The organism is Akkermansia biwaensis, assembly GCF_026072915.1.
Taxonomy (GTDB): domain Bacteria; phylum Verrucomicrobiota; class Verrucomicrobiia; order Verrucomicrobiales; family Akkermansiaceae; genus Akkermansia; species Akkermansia biwaensis.
This window is the reverse complement of sequence record NZ_AP025943.1, coordinates 706658-731678: the sequence shown is the minus strand read 5'-3', so window position 1 is coordinate 731678 and position 25021 is coordinate 706658. Positions and strand designations below refer to the sequence as shown.

General features: G+C 57.4%; 28 protein-coding genes. 18 read left to right on the top strand and 10 right to left on the bottom strand.

What is annotated here, in order from left to right; translation table 11 throughout:
* Positions 1-5: 5 nt before the first annotated feature.
* The 8 genes from OQH67_RS02965 to OQH67_RS02930 all read right to left on the bottom strand — a co-directional run bounded on the left by OQH67_RS02965 (position 6) and on the right by OQH67_RS02930 (position 9135).
* Positions 6-1103 (bottom strand): LptF/LptG family permease, encoded by a 1098-nt coding sequence (locus tag OQH67_RS02965; RefSeq protein WP_215437085.1) that lies wholly within the window; start codon positions 1101-1103, stop codon positions 6-8.
* A gap of 131 nt (positions 1104-1234) precedes the next feature.
* Positions 1235-1780, bottom strand: coding sequence for a DNA repair protein RecO (gene recO, locus OQH67_RS02960; protein ID WP_215437083.1), 546 nt, complete (start codon positions 1778-1780; stop codon positions 1235-1237).
* The gene (locus tag OQH67_RS02955) at positions 1777-2556 is read right to left on the bottom strand and encodes a tetratricopeptide repeat protein (RefSeq protein WP_215437080.1); all 780 of its coding nucleotides are present in this window, start codon (positions 2554-2556) and stop codon (positions 1777-1779) included. Before OQH67_RS02955 ends, recO begins: the two co-directional genes overlap by 4 nt.
* Positions 2557-2569: 13 nt before the next feature.
* Positions 2570-4447 carry a 1-deoxy-D-xylulose-5-phosphate synthase gene (dxs, locus tag OQH67_RS02950; RefSeq protein ID WP_265145615.1) on the bottom strand — a complete coding sequence of 626 codons (1878 nt, stop codon included), beginning with the start codon at positions 4445-4447 and terminating at the stop codon, positions 2570-2572.
* Positions 4428-4697: an exodeoxyribonuclease VII small subunit gene (gene xseB, locus OQH67_RS02945; protein WP_067570868.1), complete on the bottom strand. Its 270-nt coding sequence runs from the start codon at positions 4695-4697 to the stop codon at positions 4428-4430. Before xseB ends, dxs begins: the two co-directional genes overlap by 20 nt.
* Positions 4698-4706: 9 nt before the next feature.
* Complete coding sequence (locus tag OQH67_RS02940) at positions 4707-6587, bottom strand: ArnT family glycosyltransferase (protein ID WP_215437074.1); 1881 nt, start codon at positions 6585-6587, stop codon at positions 4707-4709.
* A complete protein-coding gene (locus tag OQH67_RS02935) occupies positions 6584-7987 on the bottom strand; it encodes a sigma-54-dependent transcriptional regulator (protein WP_215437073.1) in 1404 nt (467 codons plus the stop codon). The genes OQH67_RS02940 and OQH67_RS02935 overlap by 4 nt, the downstream gene beginning before the upstream one ends.
* Positions 7984-9135, bottom strand: coding sequence for a sensor histidine kinase (locus OQH67_RS02930; protein WP_067571043.1), 1152 nt, complete (start codon positions 9133-9135; stop codon positions 7984-7986). The genes OQH67_RS02935 and OQH67_RS02930 overlap by 4 nt, the downstream gene beginning before the upstream one ends.
* A 129-nt stretch (positions 9136-9264) precedes the next feature.
* Between OQH67_RS02930 and OQH67_RS02925 the strand changes: the two genes are divergently transcribed.
* The 18 genes from OQH67_RS02925 (at position 9265) to rplN (ending at position 21048) form a co-directional block, all read left to right on the top strand.
* Positions 9265-9696, top strand: coding sequence for an acyl-CoA thioesterase (locus tag OQH67_RS02925; RefSeq protein ID WP_215437070.1), 432 nt, complete (start codon positions 9265-9267; stop codon positions 9694-9696).
* 5 nt (positions 9697-9701) lie between these two features.
* Positions 9702-11243 (top strand): 2,3-bisphosphoglycerate-independent phosphoglycerate mutase, encoded by a 1542-nt coding sequence (gene gpmI, locus OQH67_RS02920; RefSeq protein WP_215437067.1) that lies wholly within the window; start codon positions 9702-9704, stop codon positions 11241-11243.
* 321 nt (positions 11244-11564) lie between these two features.
* Positions 11565-11948, top strand: coding sequence for a 30S ribosomal protein S12 (gene rpsL / locus OQH67_RS02915; protein WP_012419365.1), 384 nt, complete (start codon positions 11565-11567; stop codon positions 11946-11948).
* A 28-nt stretch (positions 11949-11976) separates the two neighbouring features.
* Positions 11977-12450 carry a 30S ribosomal protein S7 gene (rpsG, locus tag OQH67_RS02910; RefSeq protein WP_067570857.1) on the top strand — a complete coding sequence of 158 codons (474 nt, stop codon included), beginning with the start codon at positions 11977-11979 and terminating at the stop codon, positions 12448-12450.
* Positions 12451-12513: 63 nt separating this feature from the next.
* The gene (gene fusA / locus OQH67_RS02905; RefSeq protein WP_067570856.1) at positions 12514-14661 is read left to right on the top strand and encodes an elongation factor G; all 2148 of its coding nucleotides are present in this window, start codon (positions 12514-12516) and stop codon (positions 14659-14661) included.
* A gap of 36 nt (positions 14662-14697) precedes the next feature.
* The gene (rpsJ, locus tag OQH67_RS02900; protein WP_022397787.1) at positions 14698-15006 is read left to right on the top strand and encodes a 30S ribosomal protein S10; all 309 of its coding nucleotides are present in this window, start codon (positions 14698-14700) and stop codon (positions 15004-15006) included.
* A 45-nt stretch (positions 15007-15051) separates the two neighbouring features.
* On the top strand, positions 15052-15687 hold the full coding sequence (rplC, locus tag OQH67_RS02895) for a 50S ribosomal protein L3 (RefSeq protein ID WP_067570855.1): 636 nt from the start codon (positions 15052-15054) through the stop codon (positions 15685-15687).
* Between the two features lie 39 nt (positions 15688-15726).
* Positions 15727-16335, top strand: a complete 609-nt coding sequence (rplD, locus tag OQH67_RS02890) for a 50S ribosomal protein L4 (protein WP_067570854.1) — start codon at positions 15727-15729, stop codon at positions 16333-16335.
* A 6-nt stretch (positions 16336-16341) separates the two neighbouring features.
* Entirely contained in the window at positions 16342-16626 is a 285-nt protein-coding gene (rplW, locus tag OQH67_RS02885) for a 50S ribosomal protein L23 (protein ID WP_022397790.1), read from the top strand.
* A gap of 26 nt (positions 16627-16652) precedes the next feature.
* Positions 16653-17489, top strand: coding sequence for a 50S ribosomal protein L2 (gene rplB / locus OQH67_RS02880; protein ID WP_067570852.1), 837 nt, complete (start codon positions 16653-16655; stop codon positions 17487-17489).
* Positions 17490-17524: 35 nt separating this feature from the next.
* On the top strand, positions 17525-17794 hold the full coding sequence (gene rpsS, locus OQH67_RS02875; protein WP_012419357.1) for a 30S ribosomal protein S19: 270 nt from the start codon (positions 17525-17527) through the stop codon (positions 17792-17794).
* A gap of 20 nt (positions 17795-17814) precedes the next feature.
* Complete coding sequence (locus OQH67_RS02870) at positions 17815-18525, top strand: hypothetical protein (protein WP_215437064.1); 711 nt, start codon at positions 17815-17817, stop codon at positions 18523-18525.
* Between the two features lie 39 nt (positions 18526-18564).
* A complete protein-coding gene (gene rplV, locus OQH67_RS02865; protein ID WP_215437061.1) occupies positions 18565-18903 on the top strand; it encodes a 50S ribosomal protein L22 in 339 nt (112 codons plus the stop codon).
* Between the two features lie 40 nt (positions 18904-18943).
* Positions 18944-19633, top strand: a complete 690-nt coding sequence (rpsC, locus tag OQH67_RS02860) for a 30S ribosomal protein S3 (RefSeq protein ID WP_012419354.1) — start codon at positions 18944-18946, stop codon at positions 19631-19633.
* Positions 19634-19682: 49 nt separating this feature from the next.
* Positions 19683-20105: a 50S ribosomal protein L16 gene (gene rplP / locus OQH67_RS02855; RefSeq protein WP_022397796.1), complete on the top strand. Its 423-nt coding sequence runs from the start codon at positions 19683-19685 to the stop codon at positions 20103-20105.
* 14 nt (positions 20106-20119) lie between these two features.
* Positions 20120-20323 (top strand): 50S ribosomal protein L29, encoded by a 204-nt coding sequence (rpmC, locus tag OQH67_RS02850; protein WP_067570843.1) that lies wholly within the window; start codon positions 20120-20122, stop codon positions 20321-20323.
* 49 nt (positions 20324-20372) lie between these two features.
* Complete coding sequence (rpsQ, locus tag OQH67_RS02845; protein ID WP_067570841.1) at positions 20373-20645, top strand: 30S ribosomal protein S17; 273 nt, start codon at positions 20373-20375, stop codon at positions 20643-20645.
* A gap of 37 nt (positions 20646-20682) precedes the next feature.
* Entirely contained in the window at positions 20683-21048 is a 366-nt protein-coding gene (gene rplN, locus OQH67_RS02840) for a 50S ribosomal protein L14 (RefSeq protein ID WP_012419350.1), read from the top strand.
* Between the two features lie 284 nt (positions 21049-21332).
* On the opposite strand, the gene OQH67_RS02835 is transcribed toward rplN, so the two are convergent.
* Both OQH67_RS02835 and OQH67_RS02830 read right to left on the bottom strand, forming a co-directional pair.
* Positions 21333-22178, bottom strand: coding sequence for a hypothetical protein (locus tag OQH67_RS02835; RefSeq protein WP_215437058.1), 846 nt, complete (start codon positions 22176-22178; stop codon positions 21333-21335).
* Between the two features lie 18 nt (positions 22179-22196).
* Positions 22197-24869, bottom strand: coding sequence for a valine--tRNA ligase (locus tag OQH67_RS02830; RefSeq protein ID WP_215437055.1), 2673 nt, complete (start codon positions 24867-24869; stop codon positions 22197-22199).
* Positions 24870-25021 lie beyond the last annotated feature (152 nt).

Genomic DNA, 25021 nt, shown 5'->3' with positions numbered 1-25021 from the left:
AAGCCTTACCCCTTGTGCCTGGCCTTATTGTGAAGGTAGAGGGCGACGGCTATCGTGATGACGTTGGGGAGCCACAGCAGGATATAGGGCAGCACGGTTCCGCTTTTGCGGGACAGGTCCGCGAAGATGAGCGCCACAAAGTAGAGGGAGGCGATCAGGATCCCCATGGCAAATCCCGTGGAAGTGTCTTTCCGCCGGGTGTTGATGGCCAGGGGCACGCCGATGAGGGCAAAGACGATGCAGGCCAGGGAGAAGGAGGCGCGCCTGGGAAGTTCCGTGGCGAATTCCCGCGTTTGCCTTTCATCCAGGTAGCCGGGAGTGTTGAGGGCCTCCCTGATTTCCTCGTTGGTGAATCGGTTGGCCTTGATGCGGCGGCCGGAGCGCCTGTCCGTGCTGATGCTTCTGGGCATTTCATCCACGACCACGCTTCTGGAAATTCCGTTTTTTTCCTGCGTGGTGACAAGGGTGTTGAACAGATGAAGGTCAAATATCTTTTTTTCAGGAGAAAAATGGTAGGTGACGCGTTCCGCATGCATGGCTACGGCCGGGGATTTGTCCGAGGCCTTTTGGTAGATATGCATGCCGTAGATAAGCTTTTCCTCCGGTACATGCTTGTCAATGTAGATTTCCTGGTTATCGAATTTGGTGATGGCCTGGCCTTCCCGGAGCAGTCCCTCCGGGTTGATGGAGGCGGCTTTGATCAGCAGTTCGGAGATGGCCTGCTTGGCACGGGGTGCCAGGTCTATGTTGATCCAGTAGCAGAGGCCGGAAAGGGCAATGCCGATGGCGAGGGCGGGAGCGCTCAAACGCCACAGACTCATGCCCGCCATGCGCATGGAGGTGAGTTCATTGTCTGAGGCCAGCCGTCCGTACACCAGAAGTACCGCAGTGAGGAAGCCCCAGGGAATGGAGAACATCAGGGAGAAGGGAATGACCTGGAAGATGAATTCCATGACGATGGTGAATGGGGCTCCGCTTTCCACCAGGAGGGGACGCAGTTCCTTGAACAAGTTCCCCAGCAGAAGCAGGGCGCTCAGGGACATTACCCCCAGGACCGTCACTCCCAGCAATTGTCGGGCAATGTATCTGTCAAAGATTTTCATGCAGTAAAAACGTGCGGTTTATTCTGCCCGAAGCCTGGAGACAAGTCAATCATGTGGACACCACAATCCATTTCCGCCTGAGGGCGGGCGCATGTCCGGACGGCATGGGATGTGTCCGGAAAGAGGTTGCCTCATTCCGGTCGATCGCTCTGCGGTTCAAGTTCCCTGAGCAGTCTTTCCCGCTGCGGAGGCAGTTTGCCGAAGTGGGATTTCAGAATGACGTGTGCGGGAATTCCGGGATGGGAAATGCCGTGCAGCCGGGCGAGTTCCTGTTCAAAGTGGAGGACCGCCCGCACGGAAGGCACGTTTTTTTCCAGATAGGCGTATGCCCTTTGCAGGAGATCGTAGAATTCCGGAATGGGCGTGTCCGGTTCCAGCATTTGGAGGAACAGGCGCGCGAAGTAGCCTGCCGCGGAGAGCCGGGAGTAGTCTGCACGGAGGGAAAGGCGCGGGGAAATGAGGTCCACGGTGGTCAGCGTGTGCAGGTCGCCCGTTTTCGCCGGAGTCCACTGCATGCGGCACTGGTAAAAGAGGTCCAGCCGTCCGGCAAAGGGGCTGGATTGTTTTCTGGCTCCCTTGGCCGCCGTTCTGATGATGCCTTCTTCGGAGCACCAGACGACGATCAGGCCGTTTTCCCCCAGCGGGTAGAGCTTGAGTACGGTGGCGTCCGTATTCATGAACGGGATTTTTCCAGCCCTGTTTTTTCAGGCTGGTTTGGGACGGTTTGCCCGTAGGGAGAGGGCAGGATGCCGGCCTCTGTCATGGCGTCCGTAAAGGCCTGGAGGGCGCTGGTTCCCTGGTAGATGCGGAAGGCGGAGAGTACCTGTTCTTGGGCTGCATTCTGGTCGCCTCCCAGATATTTCATGACTGCCTGGATGCAGTAGTAGTAAGGGGTGTCGTCCATGGGGCCGTAAAGACCTTCCAGCTCTTTGGCGAGCGGCTGGTTGTCAAGTTTGCGGGCGCAGATGTAGCGCTTGAATTGAAGGAGGGGGATGATGCCGTTTTTGTCCGTATCCTTGAAATGGGGCAGGAGTTCCGTGAAGGCTTTCAGAGCCTTGGCATAGTCGTGGCTCACGTAGAGGGCTTCCGCCAGGTTGAATTGGACAGTGAGGTTTTCCGGGTCCAGTTTCAGCGCCTTTTCAAAGTTTTCCAACGCTTTTTCAATGTTGCGGATTTCAATGTAGCAGGCGCCGCGGAGGTTGTACAATCCGGGGTTGCCGTCAAAGATTTTTTCCAGTTCCAGGAGGGAGAAGAGGCTTTCCAAGGTTCTTTTTTGTGCAAAGAATCGTTCGGCCTCCTGGAATTTTCCGATGTATTGTTTCCTGGTTTCTTCCGGCAGGGTGTTGAATTTCTGAACCCAGGCAGGTGTTGGTGCAGTGGCTTCCGGCTGTTGGGAGGAAGCGTGGGGTACGGCAAATGTCAGGGCTGCGATGAGAAGGATGAAGGCTTTCATTGAGGATTGGGAGTCAAATGAGGAATAATTTTTTGTAGCGCGGCTTCCGCCGTGAGTCCATATTTTTTCTGAGAATGGATTCCGAGCCGTGTTCGATGAATTGGTCCGGCCATGCGATAGCTTCCACGGGAATGGTGATTTCTCCGGCTTCCAGGGATTCCAGGACGGCAGAGTTGAATCCGCCGCGGATGGAGTGGTCTTCAAAGGTGCAGATCACTTTGCTGCGGGAGGCATGGAGCCGGATGCATTCGTCGTCAAGCGGCTTGATGAAACGGGCGTTGACCAGGGTGACGCTGTAGCCGCGTTCTTCCAGGAGCGTGGCCGTGTCTCGGGCGATTCCGATCATGGTGCCCAAGGATACGAGGAGGACGTCGTTTCCTGTTTGAAGCACTTCCGCCTTGCCGATGGGCAGGATTTCCGCCGTGGCGGGAAGGGGTACGCCGGAGCCGCATCCCCGGGGATAGCGGATGACGGTGGGGCCGTTCTGGTAGTGGTTCATGGTGCGGAGCATGTGGACGAATTCCGCTTCATCCTTGGGCTGCATGAAGACGACGTCCGGAATGCTGCGGATCATGGCGATGTCAAACAGGCCGTGGTGGGTGGGGCCGTCGTCCGGAGAGAGTCCGGCCCTGTCCATGCAGAAGCGCACGGGGAGTTTTTGAAGGGCCGCATCATGCTGGATCATGTCCACGCAGCGCTGCATGAAGGTGGAGTAGATGGCTACGTAGGGTTTCATGCCTTCCGCCGCCAGGCCGCAGGCGAACAGGGCGCCGTGTTCTTCCGCGATGCCTACGTCAAAGTAGCGTTTGGGGAAGGCTTCCTTGAACAGGTCCAGCTTGGTTCCGCTGGCCATGGCCGCCGTGATGGCCGTGATGGATTCGTCCTGCTTCGCCATGTCCACCAGCGTGGAGCCGAAGATTTGGGAGAAGGTGGGCGTAGGGGAGCCCTGCGTTTCTCCGTCGTGCACGCAGTAGGAGCCCAGTCCGTGGAATTTGGTGGGGTTGTCCAGGGCGGGCTGGTAGCCCAGTCCTTTCTGGGTGACTATGTGCAGGATGACGGGCTCGTTCAGGTCCTTGATGTAGTTCAGCGTGCGGATCAGCGTGGGGATGTCGTGCCCGTTCAGGGGGCCGAAGTAGCGCAGGCCGAATTTGTTGAACAGCAGGGAGGGGAAGATGAGGTTTTTGGTGGTGTCTTCCAGCTTGAATGCGAATTCCTTGGCCTGGGTTCCTCCCAGTTTTTCAATGAAGGAGGCGGTCTTGTCCCTCAGCCAGGAGAAGGTTTCCGAGGTTTGCAGGGAGTTGAAGTATTTGGCCAGGGCTCCCACGTTTTTGTCAATGGCCCATTCATTGTCGTTCAGAATGGTGATGTAGCGCCTGGTGGTCTGGCTGATGTTGTTGAGAGCTTCCAGTGTGGTGCCGCAGGTGAAGGCTGCGTCTCCGGCGACAGCGACCACGTGGTAGTCTTCCCCTTTGAGGTCGCGGGCCGCGCACATGCCCAGCGCTGCGGAGAGGGCCGTGCCCGCGTGGCCCGCCCCATAGGAGTCATGGGGGGATTCCGACATTTTCGCGAATCCGGACAGGCCCTGGTACTGGCGAATGGTATGAATTTGCTCGGCACGGCCTGTGAGCATTTTGTGGACATAGGCCTGGTGGGAAACGTCAAAGATGATTTTGTCCCGGGGCGTTTCAAAGACGCGGTGGAGGGCGATGCTTAGTTCCACCACTCCCAGGTTGGGGCCCAGATGGCCGCCGGTGACGGCAAGGGACTGGATCAGGGTGGAGCGGATTTCTTCAGCCAGCCGGGGGAGTTCCGCCTCCGGGATTTTCATCAGGTCCGCATGGTTATGTATGCTGCCCAGCAGTTCCGGCAATTCAGGTGAGGGAGAATTCATTAGTGTCTGGGTCGTCTGGTTCTGCACCGTCCTGTTCTTCCTGGGCGGTTTCCGGGTTGCTGAGGGTCTGGATGCGAAGTTCCGCATTGTGAAGAATGCCGCGGCAGTGGCGTATGAGCTTGTTGCCTTCTTCCACGAGGGCGATCATGTCTTCCAGCTCTGTGACGGGGGCTTCCGTCAGCCTGATGATTTCTTCCAGGCGGGCTACGGATTCTTCAAATCCGGGGGAGTTTTTCCGTTGTTTAGCCATATGGATTGGTTAATCTTGATGTGCGGGACCGGGTTGCTGAAGGTCCCTGTAAAGGATCATGTCCGCGCCCATGATGAATTGGCGGGAGTCTGACTGGCCGAAGCGCTCGGCCAGTTTGGAGAGGGCGCCGCTGTGGTTGAATATGTATACGGGGTTTTTGTCCCTCGTCTGGCCGAGGATGGAGCCTTCCAGAACGAGCGGCGCGAATTCCCCGTAATAGCCGGATACGGCCCGTATGTCCCTACCCATGGTGGAAGAAGGAGTGACCAGGATGCTGCCTACCTTGCCGCCGTGGAATGAGAGGACGCGTTCCAGCGTGGTGAAATGGGAGACAAGGCTGGGGATATCAAGGGTTTTTCTGTCCGCGTACCAGCTGACGGCCGCCGGCTGGTCCGTGAGGATGAAGTCCCCGGCCTGGGTTTGGTTGCGCACTTCCTGGCTGATGCCCAGCGGATAGTACGGAGGCCATGCGGGAATGCCCCGGTGGGCCGTCAGGATGCCGACCCGCACAATCTGGGGCAGGTTCAGCAGGAGGGGGAGGGCCGTGACCAGCAGCGCCAGGAGAAGGACGCCGCCGCGCAGGACGGGAGCCGCTTCCTTGGAATGCCTGGCAATCAGATTGAGAACGAATGCCGTACCAAATGCCGTAAAGAAGGGGGAGAAGAGTATCTGGATTTGTCCAATGGAGATTTCCGTCTTGTTGGCCGTGTACAGGGCCATGCCCACCGTAGCCAGGCACCACATGGAGAAGATGCCCCATTTGGCCTGGTTGACGGGTTTCTTTTTGAATGTGTGCAGCAGGGCCAGCAGAAAGACAAGGGCTAGGGGGAGATGCCCCAGGTTTTCATAAAGAATGTTTCCCTGGGTAATGATGTTGTTGATAATGGATATGACGGCCGTTTGTGCGCCGATGGGGATGTCTCCGAAGACGAGCGCCTTCATGGCTGTGCTTTCCGAACCGAGAAGGCCTGTGCAGATGGTATAGAAGGCGGTCCCGAAGATGCTGCCGCTGGTGGTTTTGTTTATATAGACGGGATAGGCCAGGAAGAGCAGCAGGATCACCAGGACGGGAAGACAGTAGAGACCGTGCGGCTTGAAGCGGATGCCCACGAAGAGCAGGAAGCCGGCCATGGGCCAGAGGCCGATCCATCCCGTCAGGCAGACGCAGGAAAAGCAAATGGCGCTGAAGACAATGGGCCACAGGAATTTGCGGTTTTCCTGGTCATTGACCAGTGCGGTGTACAGGAAGTGAACGCCCCATGTGAAGAAGAAGAGCATGAGCATTTGCGGAAGTCCGCTGGTGGCATATTGCAGGAACAGATTGCTGAAGATCATCGTCAGGCAGGTGAAGCCGGCGATGGTGGTGTCAAACATTCTGCGGAGCACGTAGTAGCAGCTCAGGACGGAAAGGATAAAGAAGATGGCGGAGACGGCGGCCACGATGCGGTCCGGCAGGTAGATCATGGAGTCTCCGGTCATTTTCCAGAGTTCGTAGTTGTGTATGCCCGCCAGTTTAAATACGGCCGCTTCCACCAGAATGTTCAGCGGAGCGTAGCGCGTGTCCCGGAGCTTGTAGGGAGAAAAATTTTCCGCATCTACCAGACTTTTCCCCTGACCTGCCAGAATGGCCTCCTGTTCCCGGAGCTGGGCGTCGGAAAGGAGGGGGTTGAGTCCGGATTTGCTGCTGTCCGCAATGAGCTGGATGGGGCGGATTCTGTGGGTGGTCAGGCCCTCTCCCCGCGCTACGTTGCGGGCGATCTGGGCCTGGTCCATGGCGGCGTCCGACGACAGGCCGCGGAAGTTGAAGAAGAATTGAACCCCCGTGATGACCAGCAACAGGATGAGAACAATGAAGAACGGTGCGCGGGAGCCTGTGTTAGGCGGATTCATATGTCTTGGAGTTCTTGTAATTTGCGTTGAAGCGTGCGGCGGCTGATGCCCAGCAGAAGAGCCGCTGCCGTTCTGTTGCCGTTGGATTGGGCAAGCGCCTGCCGGATAGCGTTCCGTTCAAGCAAGGATAAATTCAAAACCCCGTGCGGGACAAGCCCATTCTGTGTGTTGTTCCCATTGTCCGGGGGCGGGTCCCCGGAGGTCTTCCCCGCAACCGGGGGAGACGATGCCGCCTGGAGCTGGGGAGGGAGGTGCTGGAGTTCTATCCGGTCCGAGTTGCACATGACCACGCCGTGCTCCATGGCCGTGCGCAGCTCACGAACGTTACCGGGCCAGAGGTAGTTCCTTACAGCGTGAAGGGCTTCCGGGGAAAGGGGTTTGAGTTCTTTGTTGTTTTCCCGTGCGAATTCCTTGAGGAATGCCGCCGCCAGCAGAGCTACATCTTCCCTGCGGTCACGGAGTGGAGGCATCTGGATGTGAACCACATTCAGGCGGAAGTAGAGGTCTTCCCGGAATTTGCCTTCCTGGACGAGTTGCTTCAGGGATTTGTTCGTGGCGGCGATGACGCGGACATTTACGGGAATGGGCGTGTTGGAGCCTACCCGTTCTATCGTCCGTTCGGAAAGCACCCGCAGCAGCTTGACCTGCGTGCTTGCGTCTATTTCCCCGATTTCATCCAGAAAGATGGTGCCCCCGTCCGCCTGTTCAAAGCGTCCGATGCGCCGTTGGGCGGCGCCGGTGAAGGAGCCTTTTTCATGGCCGAAGAGTTCGCTTTCCAGAAGCTGGGGGGAGAGAGCCGCGCAGTTGACGGCCACGAATTTGTTTTCCGGCCTTCCAGAGAGGGAATGGATGGCCTGGGCCACGAGCTCCTTCCCGGTTCCGCTTTCGCCTTCGATGAGCACCGTCGTTTTGCTGGGGGCTACCTGGCGTATCATGGAGAATACATGCTCCATGGCGGTAGAACGGCCCAACAGTTTTTGCAGTCCGGAGTCAGCCTGGATGCGGGAGGTGAGTTCCTGGTTGGCGGTTTCCAGATTTCGGGTATGCAGGGCGCGTTTGAGCACCATTTCCACGGCGTCCAGATTCAGGGGCTTGGTGACGAAGTCGTAGGCTCCCTGTTTCATGGCTTCCACGGCGGCATCCACGGAGCCGTAGGCCGTCATCATGATGCTTTGGGGAGGATGGGACAGGGCGGCGGCGGATTTGAGCACGTCCATGCCGTTTTCCCCTCCCAGCCTCAGGTCCGTGAGTACCAGGTCCGGAGATTCCTCCCGCATGAGGGTGACGGCCTGGGAGAGGTTGGAGGCGGTGTACACTTCATAATCATCCTGAAACCCCATGCGCAGGGCGTCCCGCGTGGGTTTTTCATCATCGACAATCAGCAGGACGGGCATGTTCATGACGGCACGGAGGGAGGCAGGAGACGGATGGTGCGTTCCACGCGCGGCAGGAATACGGTGAAGGTGGTTCCTTGGCCCGGCTGGCTGGCAAGGGTGATGGAGCCGCCGTGCTCCTTGACGATGCGGCGGACGATGAGCAGGCCCAGGCCGGAACCGGTGGATTTGGTGGTCAGGAAGGGCTCATAAATACTGCCCATGACTTCCGGGGAGATGCCGCAGCCCGTGTCCGCCACGGTGACGAATACGCTGTCATCCGTATAGCCGCTTTTGATCAGGATGGTTCCCCCTGCCGGAGGAATGGCCTGATAGGCATTTTTGATCAGGTTGTAGAATACCTGCTTGATCTGAACGGGGTCCAGGCTGAGGATGGGCAGTCCGGTTTGAAGTTCCGTGTTGATCTGGATGCCGCGCTGCCGGATTTCCGGTTCCAGCAGTTTGAGGACGTCCATGATGATGTCTTCAATGTTGTGGGGCTCCCGGATGGGCTTGGTGGGGCGGATGGCTTGGAGGAATTGTTTCAGTATAACGTCCAGGCGGGTGGTTTCCCCTTCCGCCGTTTTCAGCAGTTCTTCAAAGTCGTTCCGGTATTCCGGCGGCAGTTTTTTTGCTTTCCGCGCGAGGAGCTGGAGATGGAGGCCGATGGAGTTGAGGGGGTTGCCTATTTCATGAGCCACGCCGGCTGCCAGCAGGGTCAGCGCATTGAGCCGTTCCGCCTCAATGTTTTCCGCATTGCGCTTCTGCTGGGGCGTTTCGTCCCGGATGAGGATCAGGTGGCCCTGGTTTTTATTGCCGATGGGGGAAATGAAAATATTCAGGAATTTGTGCTCCGGGTAGAAGATTTCCACATCCCGGGAAACGGCGGTATGGCTTTGCTGGACCGTGTTCCAGGAGCAGTCGCGGCCCAGGAAGATGCAGAAGTCCTCCGGCGTGATGTGTTCGGGCTCCTTGTCGAAGAGCTTGAGCGCCGCCTGGTTGACGAACAGGATTTTTCCCTTGCTGTCCAGCAGGATCAGCCCTTCCTGGATGGATTCGAATACCTGCTGGAAGAAGCCCTGCTGTTCCGCCAGCTTGACGAAGAAGCGCTGGAGGTCCTCCTCCTTGATATGGTCGATGCGGTCGATCAGCTTGTCGATGGTGTCCTTCTTCATGGCGGCGCCGTATCCCTTCCGGGCTTGCATTATGTATAAAGGGAAGTATGTCGCAAATCAAGCGGATGTGACATATTGTCGCACATTTGCGTCTGGACATGTTTCCGGAAACGGGGGCAGGATAACGGCATGAATGAAAATCACCCCTGCATGCCTTTTGTCAGAACGCGCCAAGTAGCCTTTCACGATACGGACGCTTCCGGCGTGGCCCATTTTACCCGGCTGCTATGCCTGGTGGAGGAAGTGGAGCATGAGTACCTGCGTTCCCGCGGGCTGGAGGTGCTTTCCCCGGATTGCGGCTGGCCCCGCGTGCATGTGGAGGTGGATTACTCCAGTTCCGCCGGGCTGGGGGACTGGCTGAGCATTGAGTTGAGCCTGGGTCACGTGGGAAGCAGCTCCCTGGAATGGAAATTTGCGGTGTTTCATTCGGAACGCCCCGTGATGCAGGGAAGGTACGTCGTCGTTCGGGTCGGGCGGGGCGGCAAGCCGCAGGCTATTTCAGAGGCGGAGAAGGAATGCCTGATTTCAGGCTTTTCAAAAGAGGGGAATGCCTGTAAGTAAGGCGCATGTCTAAAAAGCCTGTCGTTCTTGTCATTCGCGACGGCTGGGGCCGCAATCCGTTGGGGCCTGATGTCGCGAAAGAATACGGTGACGCCACTGTTCTGGCTGATACCCCGTTTACTGATTACCTCCTTGCCAACTATCCCCACAGCCTGCTGGGCGCTTCCGGGGAAGACGTGGGCCTTCCCGACGGGCAGATGGGCAATTCCGAAGTAGGTCACCTGAATCTGGGTGCGGGGCGCGTGGTGTATCAGGATCTTTGCCGCGTGGATAATGCCATCAAGGACGGCTCGATGGGTGAGAACGCCGTATTGAAAACCGCATTTTCCCAGGCCGTTTCTTCCCGCCTGCATTTGCTGGGCCTGGTGAGCGACGGCGGCGTGCACAGCCACATCAACCATTTGGCGGGCATCGTCAAGTACGCCTATGAAGCGGGGGTGCGCGATATTTGCATTCATGCCATTACGGACGGGCGCGATTGTTCCCCCACCAGCGGAGCCGGATTTATGCGCCAGCTTGAGGAAGCCGTGAAGCCTTACGGCGCCAAGATAGCTACGGTGATCGGCCGTTTTTACGCGATGGACCGCGACAAGCGCTGGGACCGTAACAAGCTTGCGTGGGACGCCATCGTTCTGGGCCGCGGCGAACAGTGTTCCTGCTCTCCTGCCGAGTATGTGGAACAGTGCTATGCGAAGGGTGAGACGGATGAGTTCCTGAAGCCCGGCATTTTCGCGTATGGCAACGAACAGCGCGTACGTGATAATGACGTGGTGTTCTTTTTCAATTTCCGTGCCGACCGAGCCCGCCAGATGAGCGACGCCTTCCTGTATTCCGATTTTGACGGATTTGACCGCGAAGTGCAGCCGAAGGTGCATTATGTGACCCTGACGGAGTACGACGCCAAGTATCCCTCCCCCATCGTGTTTGAGCAGGAGCAGCTCGACAATATTTTCGGCCAGATCGTTTCGGAAGCCGGGAAGACCCAGCTCCGCATCGCGGAGACGGAAAAATACGCCCACGTCACTTTCTTCTTCAACGGAGGCGTGGAGACGCAGTTCCCCGGTGAGGACCGCATTCTGGTTCCCTCCCCCCGCGAGGTGGCTACCTATGACCTCAAGCCCCAGATGAGCGCGGAGGAAGTGGCGGACAAGTTTGTGGAAGCCGCAGACAAGTACGACGTGATCATCATGAATTTTGCCAACGGAGACATGGTGGGCCACACGGGTTATCTGGAAGCCGGCGTTGCCGCGTGCGAAGCCGTGGACAATGCCCTGGAGAAGTGCGTGAAGAAGATTCTGGAGCTGGGCGGCAAGCTGCTCATCACGGCGGACCACGGCAATGCCGAGCACATGCGCAATGAAGACGGTTCTCCGAATACGGCCCATACCACCAACCTAGTGGACCTTATTTACGTGGCGGAAGACAAGGACGAGGTGAAGTTGTCCGACGGCATTCTGGCGGACGTGGCCCCCACGCTGCTGAGCCTGATGGGGCTGAAGCAGCCCGCCGAAATGTCCGGCCACAGCCTGGTGACGCCCAAGAACTGAGCCGGTCTGCGTTTTTTTCATTTCCCGTTCGTGCGCCGGTTTGCACGGACGGGATTTTTTTTGTCATGGCAGGATTGCGGGAACCGTCCGCTTGAGGGAAAAGCGTGTCTCTGAGAAAAATATTCAGGAAAAGGGAATAAAAGACTTGTCATGGTGTGAAATCACGTTATATTTGCCGTCCCCAAACGCACCGGAAGGTGCAAGAAATACGTTTTCTATCGGGTTTGCCTCCGGAAAAAAGGCGCGCTTCCTGCTTACTGAAAGGGATGTTCGCCTTGAATATCGGTGCAGACCGACGAACCACAACCAAAGCAGGAAAACATGCCGACTATTAATCAGCTCGTCCGCAAGGGACGTATTACTCCGGAAGAGAAGTCCAAGTCACGCGCTCTTCATAGCTGCCCGCAACGCCGCGGTGTTTGTCTCCAGGTGATGACCCGTACGCCCAAGAAGCCGAACTCGGCTCTTCGCAAGGTGGCCAAGGTCCGTCTTACCAATGGTGAAGAAGTGATCGCCTACATTGGCGGTGAAGGTCACAACCTTCAGGAACACTCCATCGTGCTTGTTCGCGGCGGTCGTGTGAAGGACTTGCCCGGTGTTCGCTATCATATCGTCCGCGGCGCTCTTGACTGTCTCGGTGTCGACAAGCGCCGTCAGGGCCGTTCCAAGTATGGCGCCAAGCGCCCGAAGGCTGCTGCCAAGTAAACATTAACAATCTTACCTATTAAATATTATGGCCCGCCGTAAACGCGTCTATAGAAAAATCGAACGTCGTGACCCCCGTTACGACAGCACTCTTGTCGGCAAGCTGATCAGCAAGGTTATGCTGGATGGCAAGCGCTCCCTTGCGGAACGCATTGTTTATGCTGCCATCGACATGGCTAACGAAGGCACGGACAGCATTGATCCCCTGGAAGTGATCACTCGCGCCATTGAAAACGCCAAGCCCCGTGTGGAAGTGAAGAGCCGCCGCGTTGGCGGTGCCACCTACCAGGTTCCGCTTGAAGTGGATCCGGCCCGTTCCGAATCCCTGGCCATGCGCTGGATCGTGAACTATGCCCGCAACCGCAAGGGCGTGCCGATGCACAAGGCGCTCTCCAACGAAATCAAGGAAGCCGCCAACAACCAGGGCGCCGCCGTCCGCAAGCGCGACGACGTGCACAAGATGGCCCAGGCCAACCGCGCCTTTGCCCACTTCCGCTGGTAATCCCTTTCGCGACCGTCAGCAGAATCATTCACTTTCGATCATTACAGATATTTCCCAGACACTATGTCCGATCACGTAAACAATCCCAATCGCAAGGCTCCTCTTGAGCGGTACCGCAACATCGGTATCTCCGCTCACATTGACGCCGGCAAAACCACCTTGTCCGAGCGCATCCTCTTCTACACAGGCATGATCCACAAGATCGGCGAAGTGCACGACGGTGCCGCTACCACCGACTGGATGGAGCAGGAACGCGAACGCGGTATCACCATTACCTCCGCTGCCGTTACCACCAACTGGAAGCAGGTGAAGAATGAAGGCATCAGCAAAGTGTTCGAAGGTGAAAACTTCCAGCTGAACGTTATTGACACTCCCGGGCACGTTGACTTCACCGCTGAAGTGGAACGTTCCCTCCGCGTGCTTGACGGCGCCATCGTGGTATTCTGCGGTGTGGCCGGCGTGCAGCCCCAGACGGAAACCGTGTGGCGTCAAGCCACCAAGTACAGCGTTCCGCGCATGTGCTTTGTGAACAAGATGGACCGCACCGGCGCCAATTTCAACAACGTGTTGGACGACATCCACAACAAACTGGGTGCCAATGCCGCCGCCATCCTGATTCCCATTGGTTCCGAAGACCAGCTCCGCGGCCAGATCGACGTCGTGAACCAGAAGGCCATCATTTACGCCGACAACGACCGCCTCGGCTCCACCTATTCGGTTGAAGAGATTCCCGCCGAACTCAAGGAAGAAGCCGAACTGGCCTACCACGAACTGGTGAGCCGTGTTGCCGACGTGGACGATGAACTTGCTGAGAAGGTTCTCATGGAAGAACCTTTCACGGCTCTCGAACTCAAGCAGGCCATCCGCCGCGCCACCATCGCCAACAAGTTTATTCCCGTTGCCGGCGGTTCCGCTTTCAAGAACAAGGGCGTTCAGTTCCTGCTTGACGCCGTTGTGGATTACCTTCCCTCTCCGGTGGAAACCGTTCCTGCCCACGCTGAAAGCACGCTGGATCCGGAAAAGACCTTTGAAATCACCGCTACGGACGACGCCAAGCCCATGGTGCTGGCGTTCAAGCTCTGGGCTGACAAGTTCGTCGGCAAGCTGGTATTCATCCGCGTGTATGCCGGCGTCCTCAAGAAGGGCGACACCGTATACAATCCCCGCACCCGCAAAACGGAACGCGTGGGCCGCATCATCCAGATCCAGGCTGACCAGCACACGGATATTGACGCCGTGTATTCCGGCGACATCGCCGCCATCGTGGGACTGCGCAATGTGACCACAGGCGACACCATCACCAGCCCGGACAACGATATCTGCCTGGAACCCCCCACCTTCCCGGAAACCGTTATTTCCATGGCCGTGGAACCCAAGACCAAGGCCGACCAGGAAAAAATGTCCAACGCCCTGGGCCGCCTGTCTGAAGAAGACCCGACCTTCCGCGTGAAGACCGACGAAGAAACCGGCCAGACCCTGATTTCCGGCATGGGTGAACTTCACCTGGAAATCATCATTGACCGCCTGATGCGCGAATTCAAGGTGGAAGCCGACATCGGCAAGCCCCAGATCGCCTACCGCGAAACCATCACTGCTCCCGCCCACGGCGACGGCAAGCTGGTGAAGCAGTCCGGCGGCCGCGGCCAGTACGGCCACGTTGTCATCGACGTGAAGCCGAACGAACGGGGCAAAGGCCTCACCATTGAAAACAAGATTGTGGGCGGCGCGATTCCCAAGGAATACATGAACGCCGTTTACGCCGGTCTCAACGAAGCCATGACCACGGGCGTTATCGCCGGTTATCCGGTGGTGGACGTACACGTTGAAGTGGTGGACGGTTCCTATCACGAAGTGGACTCCAACGAAAACGCGTTCAAGATGGCCGCCATCTTCGCCATGAAGGACGCCTTCAAGAAGGCCAAGCCCATCATGCTGGAACCCATCATGTCCGTTGAAGCTTCCACGCCGACCGACTACCAGGGCGACATCATGGGCGACCTGAACCGCCGCCGCGGCCAGATCAGCAACATGGAAAACAAGGCCAATGCTTGCATTCTCAAGGCCATGGTTCCCTTGTCCGAAATGTTCGGTTATTCCACCGCCATCCGTACCCTTTCCAGTGGCCGCGCCTCCTACTCCATGGAGCCCTCCCACTTTGAACAGGTGCCTCAGAACCTCGTTGACCAGATCGTCAGCGACAGGGCCAAATAAACAACCTTTGAAGTATAACCAATAGACCGCACGTCCATGCAAAGTCCAAAAATCCGCATTCGACTCCGCGCTTTCGACTCCCGCGCCATCGACCGCTCCTCCCAGGAGATCGTTGAAACCGCCAAGCGCACCGGAGCCAAAGTTCACGGCCCGATCCCGCTGCCGACCCGCATTGAGAAATTCTCCGTGAACCGTTCCGTTCACGTCAACAAAAAGTCGGCTGAACAATTTGAAATCCGCACCCACAAGCGCCTGCTCGACATCGTCGATCCGACCGCACGCACGATTGATGAGCTCAAGAAGCTCAACCTTCCCGCCGGCGTGGACATCACGATCCGCATCTAGTTTGGTACCCGGATAAGTAATAAAAAAACAGAAAGACACACTACAATGGCTCTAGGACTTATCGGAAAAAAGGTCGGTATGACCCGTCTGTTTGACCAGGAATCCGGCGCTATGGTGCCCGTGACCGTCATTGACGTCAAGGGCAACACCTTCGCCCAGATCAAAACGGAAGACAAAGATGGCTACAATGCCATTCAGGTTGCCTTTGATGCGCAGAAGGAAAGCCGTGTGGCTAAGCCTCAGGCCGGCCACTTCAAGAAACTGGGCATTCAGCCCACCAAGCTCCTCAAGGAATTCCGCGTGGAAGCTTCCGAACTGCCTGCCGAAGGCGCCGAAGATCCCGGCGTGGATCTCTTTTCCGCCGGCCAGTGGGTTGACGTGATCGGCACTTCTAAGGGCAAGGGATTCCAGGGTGCAATGCGCCGCCACAACTTCCACGGCTCTCCCGCCGCCCACGGTTCCATGATGCACCGCCGTACCGGTGGTGTGGGTGGTTGCTCCACCCCCGGCCGCGTCTGGAAGAACCAGAAGATGCCCGGGCAGATGGGCAACGCCAGGCGCACGGTTCAGAACCTGAAGGTTGTGGCTGTTCGTCCGGAAGACAATGTTATCCTCATCTCCGGCGCCGTTCCCGGTGCACGCGGTTCCTACCTCGTGATCCGCCCCGCCAAGAAGAAGTAGGCTTTAGCAACCACACATTGAATATAGGAAAACCTATCTATGTCCGCAAATACCTTTACATTAGAAGCCGCCGCTGCCGCCAACATCCAGGTTGCAGGCAGTGACAAGGGCTCTCAGGCCGTGCACGATCTCATCGTGGCTTATCAGGCAAACCGCCGCACCGGTTCCGCCAACACCAAGACCCGCGGTGAAGTCAGCGGCAACAACAAGAAGATCTTCCGCCAGAAGGGTACGGGCAACGCCCGCCACGGCGACAAGCGCGCTCCCATTTTCGTGGGCGGCGGCGTGGTCTTCGGCCCCCGTCCCTGCGACTATTCCAAGAAGGTGAACAAGAGCACCCGCCGTCTGGCCCTGCGCCGCGTTCTGGGCGATCTGATCGCCGCTTCCAGAATCAGCACCGTTGCCGAATTCTCCGTGGCCGACGGAAAGACCAAGTCTTTCATCAAGGCCGTCAAGGATCTGACAGACGCCAAGAAAGTGCTCATCGTGGCCGCTTCTTTTGATGAAGCCACCTACCTCGCCGGCCGCAACGTTCAGGACGTGCTCCTGATGACCGCCGCTGAAGTGAACATTGAACAGCTCATGAAGGCTGACGCAGTGATCCTCGTTGACAACGCTTTAGAAACCCTCGCCAGCCGTACTGCTTAAGAAGCCATGAAAGACATTTACCAAGTCATTAAGAAGGTGCGCATCAGCGAAAAGGCCACCATGCTCCAGGAAACCACCGGAGAGCTGGTCCTTGAAGTTGACCGCGACGCCAACAAGATCGAAATCAAGAAGGCTGTTGAAGTTGCTTTCGGCAAGAAGGTCGCTTCTGTCCGTACCGCCAACTATGACGGCAAGCTCAAGCGTCAGCGCCGTGCTGACGCAGGTCGCACCGCCCATTGGAAAAAGGCTTACATCAAGCTTGCCAACGGTGAAACCCTTGACCTCGTTTAAAGCCCCTATTAGGAAGGAAAGCTATCATGTCCCTCAAGTCATTCAAGCCAGTTACTCCCTCTAACCGCTACAAGGTGTGGCCGTCCTTTGACGAAATCACTACCTCCACTCCGGAAAAGAGTCTCTGCCGTCCCCTCAAGAAGTCCGGTGGCCGCAACAATAACGGCCGCATCACCACCCGTCACATTGGCGGTGGCCACAAGCGCAAGTACCGCCTGGTGGACTTCAAGCGCAACAAGTTCGATGTGCCTGCCACCGTGCTCACCATCGAATACGATCCCAACCGCACCTGCCGCATCGCCCTGATCGAATACAAGGACGGTGAAAAGTCCTACATCCTGGCCCCCAACGGCCTGCAGGTAGGCATGAAGGTGGAAAGCGGCCAGAAGGTTGCTCCCAAGGTTGGCAATGCCATGCCTTTGAAGAACGTTCCCCTGGGTACCTCCGTTCACAACATTGAAATCCGTCCGGGTTCCGGCGGCAAGGTTGCCCGTGCAGCCGGTCAGCAGGCCATCGTTTCCAACCGTGAAGCAGGTTATGCGCTGATCAAGATGCCCTCCGGTGAAATCCGCCGTTTCAATGAGGATTGCTACTGCACCATCGGTCAGGTCGGCAATACCCAGCACATGAACGAAATGTCCGGCAAGGCCGGCCGCACCCGCTGGCTGGGCGTCCGTCCCACCGTCCGCGGCATGACGATGAACCCCGTCGACCACCCCAACGGCGGTGGTGAAGGCAAGTCCAAGTCCGGTGGCGGCCGCCAGCACCTGAAGTCTCCCTGGGGCCATGTCAAGGGCCAGAAGACCCGCCGTCTCCGCAAGCCCAGCGATTCCGTCATTGTACAGCGCCGCAACTCCAAGTAATCAATACACAATAACTTTAACTAGGATCATATAACATGGGACGTTCTCTCAAAAAAGGCCCTTTTGTCAGTCAAAAGCTTCTCGCCAAGATCGACGCTCAGCTTGAATCCGGCGATCGCAAGCCGATCAAGACCTGGAGCCGTGCATCCATGATTACGCCTGACTTCGTAGGCTTGACCTTCCTGGTGCACGCCGGCAAGAATTTTGCCACCGTGTACGTCACGGAAAACATGGTAGGCCACAAGCTTGGTGAATTTGCCCCGACTCGTGTCTTCAAACAGCACGGCGGTATCGGTAAGAAGTAATCAGTAAGTTAACAATCAACATGTCGAACCCTTCTTCCATCCTTGCCTATTCCCTCTTGGCCATTGTCGGCCTGGGCGGAACCATGCAGGGAGCGGAAGAGGGTACGGCAGCACTGACGCGCAGAATCGAGCACCTCGAAAAGCAAAATGCGGCTCTCAAGGCATCCTACGCCCAAGCCCGCATTGATGCCGACAACGCGAATGCCCAGCTTCTGGACATCCGTTCCCGGCTGGAGGCTTTGGGGGGTGCAGCGCTAGGTAACAGTGAGGAACGCCTGATCCAGGCGATGGCTAACATCGAAGTTCTCAGCGACCGCATTCAGCGGCTGGAACAGGCGTCAGTCAAGCTCTCCGGAGCTATCCTCGCCTACATGAAACAGGCCATATCCGAGGATGCGGACGCCAGAACGGCAGTGGAAAGTTCCCTGCGCCTGCTGGATTCCGTGCTCGGATACAGGCAACAGCCCGTGCGAGATGGCGCGGGAACCCAGGCGGAAGCCAAGGTGCTCAGCATCGACTCCGAGTCCGGAGTGGTGGTGGTCAACGTCGGAAAATCCGCCGGGATGCAAATCGGGATGCCATTGCTGCTGACCCGTGGAGCACAAACCATCGGAGAAGCCGTGGTCACAGACGTTCGCAAGGATGTGTGTGGCGCGCTTGTTCAGAAGCTCATGGCGCCGGCCGATCCGGTGCGCGTCGGAGATTCTGCCTCAGTAAAAACCAACGATTAAATCATCTTCATAAATAACCTGCACTACGAGGAAAAACCCATGGAAGTGAAAGCTGTTTACAAATACGCCCGCATCTCTGCCAAGAAGATGCGCGATGTTGCTCAAGAAATCCAAGGCTTGTCCGTCTCCCAGGCGACCGACATCCTGTCCTACACCCCCAAGAAGGGTGCCTATCTGCTGAATAAGACGCTCAAGTCCGCCGTGGCCAACGCTGAAAACAATGCGGAATTGTCTGTCGATACGCTCGTCGTCAAGTCCGTCATGGTTGATGAAGGTCCCACCATGCGCCGTACCATGCCCCGCGCCCGAGGATCCGCCAACATGATCCGGAAGCGCACATCCCACATCACCGTTGTACTGGCCGATCAAGAAGGCTAAGTTCATCACAATCTAACACACATATAGCTGAACTAACATCATGGGTCAGAAAGTAAATCCAATCGGGTTCCGCCTCGCCGTCAACAAGGACTGGCGCTCCAAGTGGTACGCCACGGGCCAGGATTACGCCACCAAGCTGCATGAAGACTTGGTAATGCGCAAATACATCAAGGAGCAGCTGATGTCCGCCGCCGTTTCCAGCATCGTGATTGAACGTGCTTGGAACAGCGTCCGCATCACCGTTCACACCGCCCGCCCGGGTCTGGTGATCGGCCGCAAGGGTGAAGAAATTGAAAAGATCCGCCAGTACCTTCAGGGGCTTTGCGGCGCTTCCACCCAGGTCAACATTGACATCGTGGAAATCCGCTCCCCTGAAACGGACGCCCAGCTTATCGCTGAGAACGTGGCCGTCCAGCTGGAACGCCGTGTTTCCTTCCGCCGCGCCATGAAGCGCGCCGTGCAGGTGGCCATGGAACGCGGTGCCGACGGTATCCGCATCCGTTGCGCCGGCCGTCTCGGCGGCGCCGACATCGCTCGTGCCGAATGGTACCGCGAAGGCAAAGTGCCGTTGCAGACTCTCCGCACGCCGATCGACTACGGCTTTGCCGAAGCCCGTACCCTGTACGGCATTATCGGCGTGAAGTGCTGGGTGAACAAGCGCGACGAAGTCGTCTCCCAGCAGAATTCCCGTCCGTCCGGTCCTCGCGGTCCCCGTCGTCCGCGCGCCTGAGTCCCGTCATTACACTATTCATCACACTTAACATAAGGAGGAATAAGATATGCCTTTAATGCCCAAAAGAGTGAAGCACCGCAAGATGCACCGCGGCAGCCGTTCCGGCAATGCCACCAGCGGTACCTATGTTGCCTTTGGTGACTTCGGCCTTCAGGTGCTCGACCGCGGTTGGATCACCAACAACCAGATTGAAGCCTGCCGTATTGCGATCAACCGTTACCTGAAACGTAAAGGTAAGGTGTTTATCCGCATTTTCCCGCAGAAGTCCTTTACGTCCCGTCCCCCGGATACACGTATGGGTAAGGGTAAAGGCGCCGTTGAAGGCTGGGTGGCCGTTGTCCGCCCCGGCAACATCCTGTTTGAAGTTGGCGGCGTGACCGAATCCCAGGCCCGTGAAGCCCTTCGTCTGGCTTCCAACAAGCTGGGCGTGCCGACCCGCTTCGTCTATCGTCAAGGCGTTCAACACTAAAGCTACTCATCACCATGTCCGATAAGAACTCCGCCAAAGAACTTCGTGCTATGTCCGCCAAGGAGCTTTCCGCTCTGGTGCGCAGCCTTCGTGAAGAACTCTTCAATCTCCGTCTCCAGCAGGCCACGGGCCAGCTGGAAAACAACCAGAGAATCCGTACCGTCCGCAAGGACCTTGCCCGCGTCCTCACCATTCAGGGTGAAACCGGGGAAGCGTAAGCTGCAGGATTTCCGGTAACAACAGAACATTCTACATTTTTTAGAATCCATGTCCGAACAAACCGAAACAACCAAGAAGCCCGGCCTTCGCAAGACGCGCGTCGGCGTGGTGACCTCCACCAAGATGGACAAGACCATCGTTGTGGAATACGTTGCCCGCGTTCCGCACCCCAAGTTCAAGAAGATCGTCAAGAAGAGCAAGAAGTTTTACGCTCACGACGAGAATTCCATGGCCAAGGTAGGCGATAAGGTACGTATCGTTGAGACCCGCCCGCTTTCCAAGCTCAAGTGCTGGGAACTGGTGGAAGTGCTTACCCACTAATCAGGAATCAACCATTAAATAGAGGAGATTTGATACCATGATCCAGATGGAATCCTTAGTTCAGGTGGCCGACAATACCGGCGCCCGCTCCGCCAAGATGATTGGCGTTATCGGCAAGCGCACGCGTCAGGCCCACATCGGCGACATTATTACCTGCCACATCCGTGAATCCATTCCTACCGCTTCCGTAAAGAAGGGTACCGTGGTGAAGGCTGTTGTGGTGCGTACTGCCGCCCCGATCCGCCGTGACGACGGCTCCGTGCTTCGTTTCGACGGCAACGCCGTAGTGATTATCGACAAGGACAACAACCCGCGCGGCACCCGTATTTTCGGGCCGGTCGCCCGTGAACTCCGTGAAAAGAAGTTCATGAAGATTGTTTCCCTTGCTCCGGAAGTGCTCTAATTGAGACACGCCAGGATGTTGAAATGCCGCCTTCCTTTTTGGGAGGCGGCTTTTTTATGGCGGTTTGAGAAGGGTACGTTGTCATTTTTGCAGCCGGGAGAGCGGATACGGAAGGAAATATGGCATCCGGATGTTTGGAAAGCCGTTGGCAAGGTTTCCGGAGTTGCAGACAAGTGCCATGGAAAATGCTTCTGTGGAGCATTCAGAGGGCGGAGAAGGCTTCCTGATGAATCTGTAGGCTTCCCCCTCTTTTTCGGCAGTTTGCGCCCGTTTTCCGGGGCCTTTTAATGCCGGCCGTTCTCTGCGGGGGATTTACCGCCCAACTGCTGGGCCGAGCCGCAGGCCGGACAGCGGAACCAGTTGAAGAGGAATATATGCAGAGCTGTCGCGAATACATAACCGAACAGCGGAATGTGGTGGGCCGCCTTGTTGCGGTTGTATTTTTTAAAGGAGAAGAGGGGTGCCCGGCATACGCTGCATTTCCGGGGAAGAGCCACGGCAAGGTAAAGAATCAGGGCCAGTATCCAGGGTCCGAAGCAGAGGCAGATGATTTGCCAGCCCCGTTCTCCGTTAAGCAGCATCATGGTTGTCAGGACAATGGCGGAGATACTGCTGGCGAAGAAGAGAAGAACGGCTACGGCTCCGATCCAGGTCCGAAAAGGAGTCAGGTGCTTGATGCCTTTTTTCCGCAGATAGGTTTTGGGCTGTTCCTGCACGGAAGCCGGTTTGGCGGGACGGTAGCTGTATTCTTCCCGGGACTGTGATTTGGAGGCCGCAGGCTTGCCGGCGGGTGCGGATTTTCTCTCCGGGAGAAGTACTTTAGGTGTTTCTTCCGTTTTCTCCGTCGTGTTCACAGGAGTGGCGAGCGGCAGGATGAAGTCTGCGGCCCGGGTAATGCTGTCCGGGCTTGCCGCCCTGGGAGCAGTGAGGGCCTGGGCCACCCATTCCCTGAACACGGGAGCCGCGGGTATTTCCGTCTCCAGTTTCAGTATCCGTTTTGCCTGATGGAGTTCAGGCAAAACGGTGAAGGGATCAATCGCGGAGAATTCCTTCAGCGTACTGATGCCGACCGCTTCCAGCAATTCCACGAATTGCTTCCGGTCTTCAAAGTACTGTTGAAGATCATTCATTCCGGGTAGAATATGCTTTTAGGAGAGGGAATCAAGCATCGCTTTCAGTTGAGCCTGTTTTGCCTTCCAGTCCGCCAGACGCTCCTTTTCCTGGGCAACGACTTCCGCAGGGGCACGTTCTACAAAGCCCGCATTGTCAAGCTTGGCGGATGATTTGACAATTTCCTTGGAGATTTTGTCCAGTTCCCGTCCCAGGCGTTCCCGCTCTGCTTCCACATCAATGAGGCCTTCCAGCGGCAGGAAGAGCTCTCCGAGAGGCGTGAGAGCCGCAGGAGTTCCCTTCGGGGCGGCGTAGGAAGCGTCCCGGGTGACGGATTTGGCGTTCGCCAGGATGGAGAGACGGGAAAGGATGTCCTGAGGAACGTCGTTGGCCGTTTTCAGGACGAAGCTGACGTTTTTGTTTTTGGACAGGTCGTATTCCGCCTTGAGGTTGCGCGCCTTGTTGGCCGTTTCGTAGAGGGCGGCGGCTTGTGCGCAGGCAAGCGTGATGCGTTCCTCGTCCACCCCGGCCAGCAGGCCGTCCGGAGAGGGCAGGGGGGTGAGCATGAGGGGCAGTCCTCCGTTGCCGTCCGCAAAGCCCAGGGAGGACCAGAGTTCTTCCGTGATGTGAGGCATGACGGGATGCAGCAGGGCCAGATAGTGGCGGAGCACCGTGTCCATAACGGTCAGGGTAGCCGCCCGTGCGGAGGCGTCCGCGCCGTCCCTCAGGTCGCCCTTGACGGCTTCCAGGAAGCGGTCGCAGTATTCATTCCAGAAGAATTGGTATAGCACCTGGATCAAGGCATTGAATTCGTAGTCCGCCAGCGCTTTTTCCACGTCCGCGTGGAGCTGCCTGAGCTTGGAAATGATAGCCAGGTGAACGGAGGAGTACTGCGGGGCGGCTTCTTTCCCCACATGGCCCTGCATGAGGCGGAAACGGGTGGCGTTGTAGAGCTTGTTGGCAAAGTTGCGGCCTTCCCCGATCTGGCTTTCATCAAAGCGGACGTCCGTCCCGGTGGGGGCGATGCGCATGAGGCCGAAGCGGAGGCCATCCGCACCGTAGTGGGCGATCAGGTCCAGGGGGTCCGGGGAGTTGCCCAGGGATTTGCTCATCTTGCGCCCTATTTTGTCGCGGATGATGGAGGTGAAGAAGACGTTGCTGAATGGTTTTTCATGCTGGAAGCGGTAACCGGCCATGATCATGCGGGCTACCCAGAAGAAGATGATATCCGGCCCTGTGACCAGGTCCGTAGTGGGGTAGAATTTGGCGCGGGTGGCATCGTCCATCGTAGCGAAGGGCCACAGCCAGGAGGAGAACCACGTGTCCATCACATCGTTGTCCTGAGTCCAGTTTTCCGGATCCGCCGGAGGTTCCGTTCCCACGTAGATGTAGCCGTTTTCCAGGGCGGAGGCATCCAGCGCGGGAGCGTTCCGGAGTTCTTCCGCCTTGTCTTTCCTGTACCAGACGGGGATGCGATGCCCCCACCAGAGCTGGCGGGAGATGCACCAGTCCTGAATGTTTTCCAGCCAGTGGGCATAGGTTTTCGCCCAGCGGGCGGGGCGGAAGGTGATTTCTCCATCCGCGACGGCGTCCGCAGCTTCCTGAACGCAGGGGTATTTGAGGAACCACTGCATGGAGAGGCGCGGTTCGATTGGAACGTTGGCGCGTTCGGAGAAGCCTACCTTGTTGTCGTAGTCTTCAATTTTGATCATGAGGCCGGCGGCTTCCAGCATTTCCACGGATTTATGGCGCGCGTCAAAGCGGTCCATGCCGTGCAGCTCCGGAACGTCCGGGCAGTTGATATGGCCGTCGGGGGTGAGGATGTCGATGATTTCCAGATTGAATTTCTGGCCGATTTCAAAGTCCGCCTTGTCGTGGGCCGGGGTGATTTTGAGGGCGCCGGTGCCGAATTCTATTTCCACATATTCATCCCCGATGATGGGAATGGGCGTGGAGTTGAGCGGGCGCATCACGTTTTTGCCGATGAGATGGGCATAACGCGGGTCCCTGGGATTTACGGCCACGGCCACGTCCGCCATGATGGTTTCCGGACGGGTGGTGGCCACATGAAGGGCGCCCGAGCCGTCTTCCAGCTTGTACAGGACGGTGTAGAGCTTGCTTTTCTGCTCCGTCATGATGACTTCCTCATCGGAAAGGGCCGTGAGGGAGACGGGGCACCAGTTGACCATGCGGCGCCCTCGGTAGATGAGGCCTTCCTTGAAGAGATCGATGAAGACCTGCCCGACGGCCCTGGTGTATTCCTCATCCATCGTGAAGCGTTCGCGGTCCCAGTCGCAGGAGCAGCCCAGCTTGTGAAGCTGGTTGATGATGATGCCGCCGTGCTTTTCCTTCCATTCCCACACTTTTTTCAGAAAGGCTTCACGGCCCACGTCATGGCGGGTCTGGCACGTGGTCTGCCTGAGGTCCTTTTCCACGCGCACCTGCGTGGCGATGCCCGCATGGTCCGTTCCGGGAAGCCACAGGGCTTCATATCCCTTCTGCCGCGCGCGGCGCACCAGGATATCCTGAATGGTGTTGTTCAGCACATGGCCCAGGTGGAGCACTCCCGTGACGTTGGGGGGAGGAATGACGACGGAGTAGGCAGGCTTTTCGGAAGCCGGGTCAGCCTTGAAACAACCTTCTTCAATCCAGAGGGATTGCCACTTTTCTTCCACGAGGGACGGATCATATGCTTTGGGCAGATCAGACATGCGCAAGAGGGTAACATAAAGTTTTTTTCTTTCAATCCCTACATGAGGCGGGGGGAGGGAAGGGACATCAATTTCATTCCTTCCGCGGCGGCATGAAAAAGCCGCCGGCTCCCGTGCGGGAACCGGCGGCTGGTTCACAAAGGTTTTTTCCG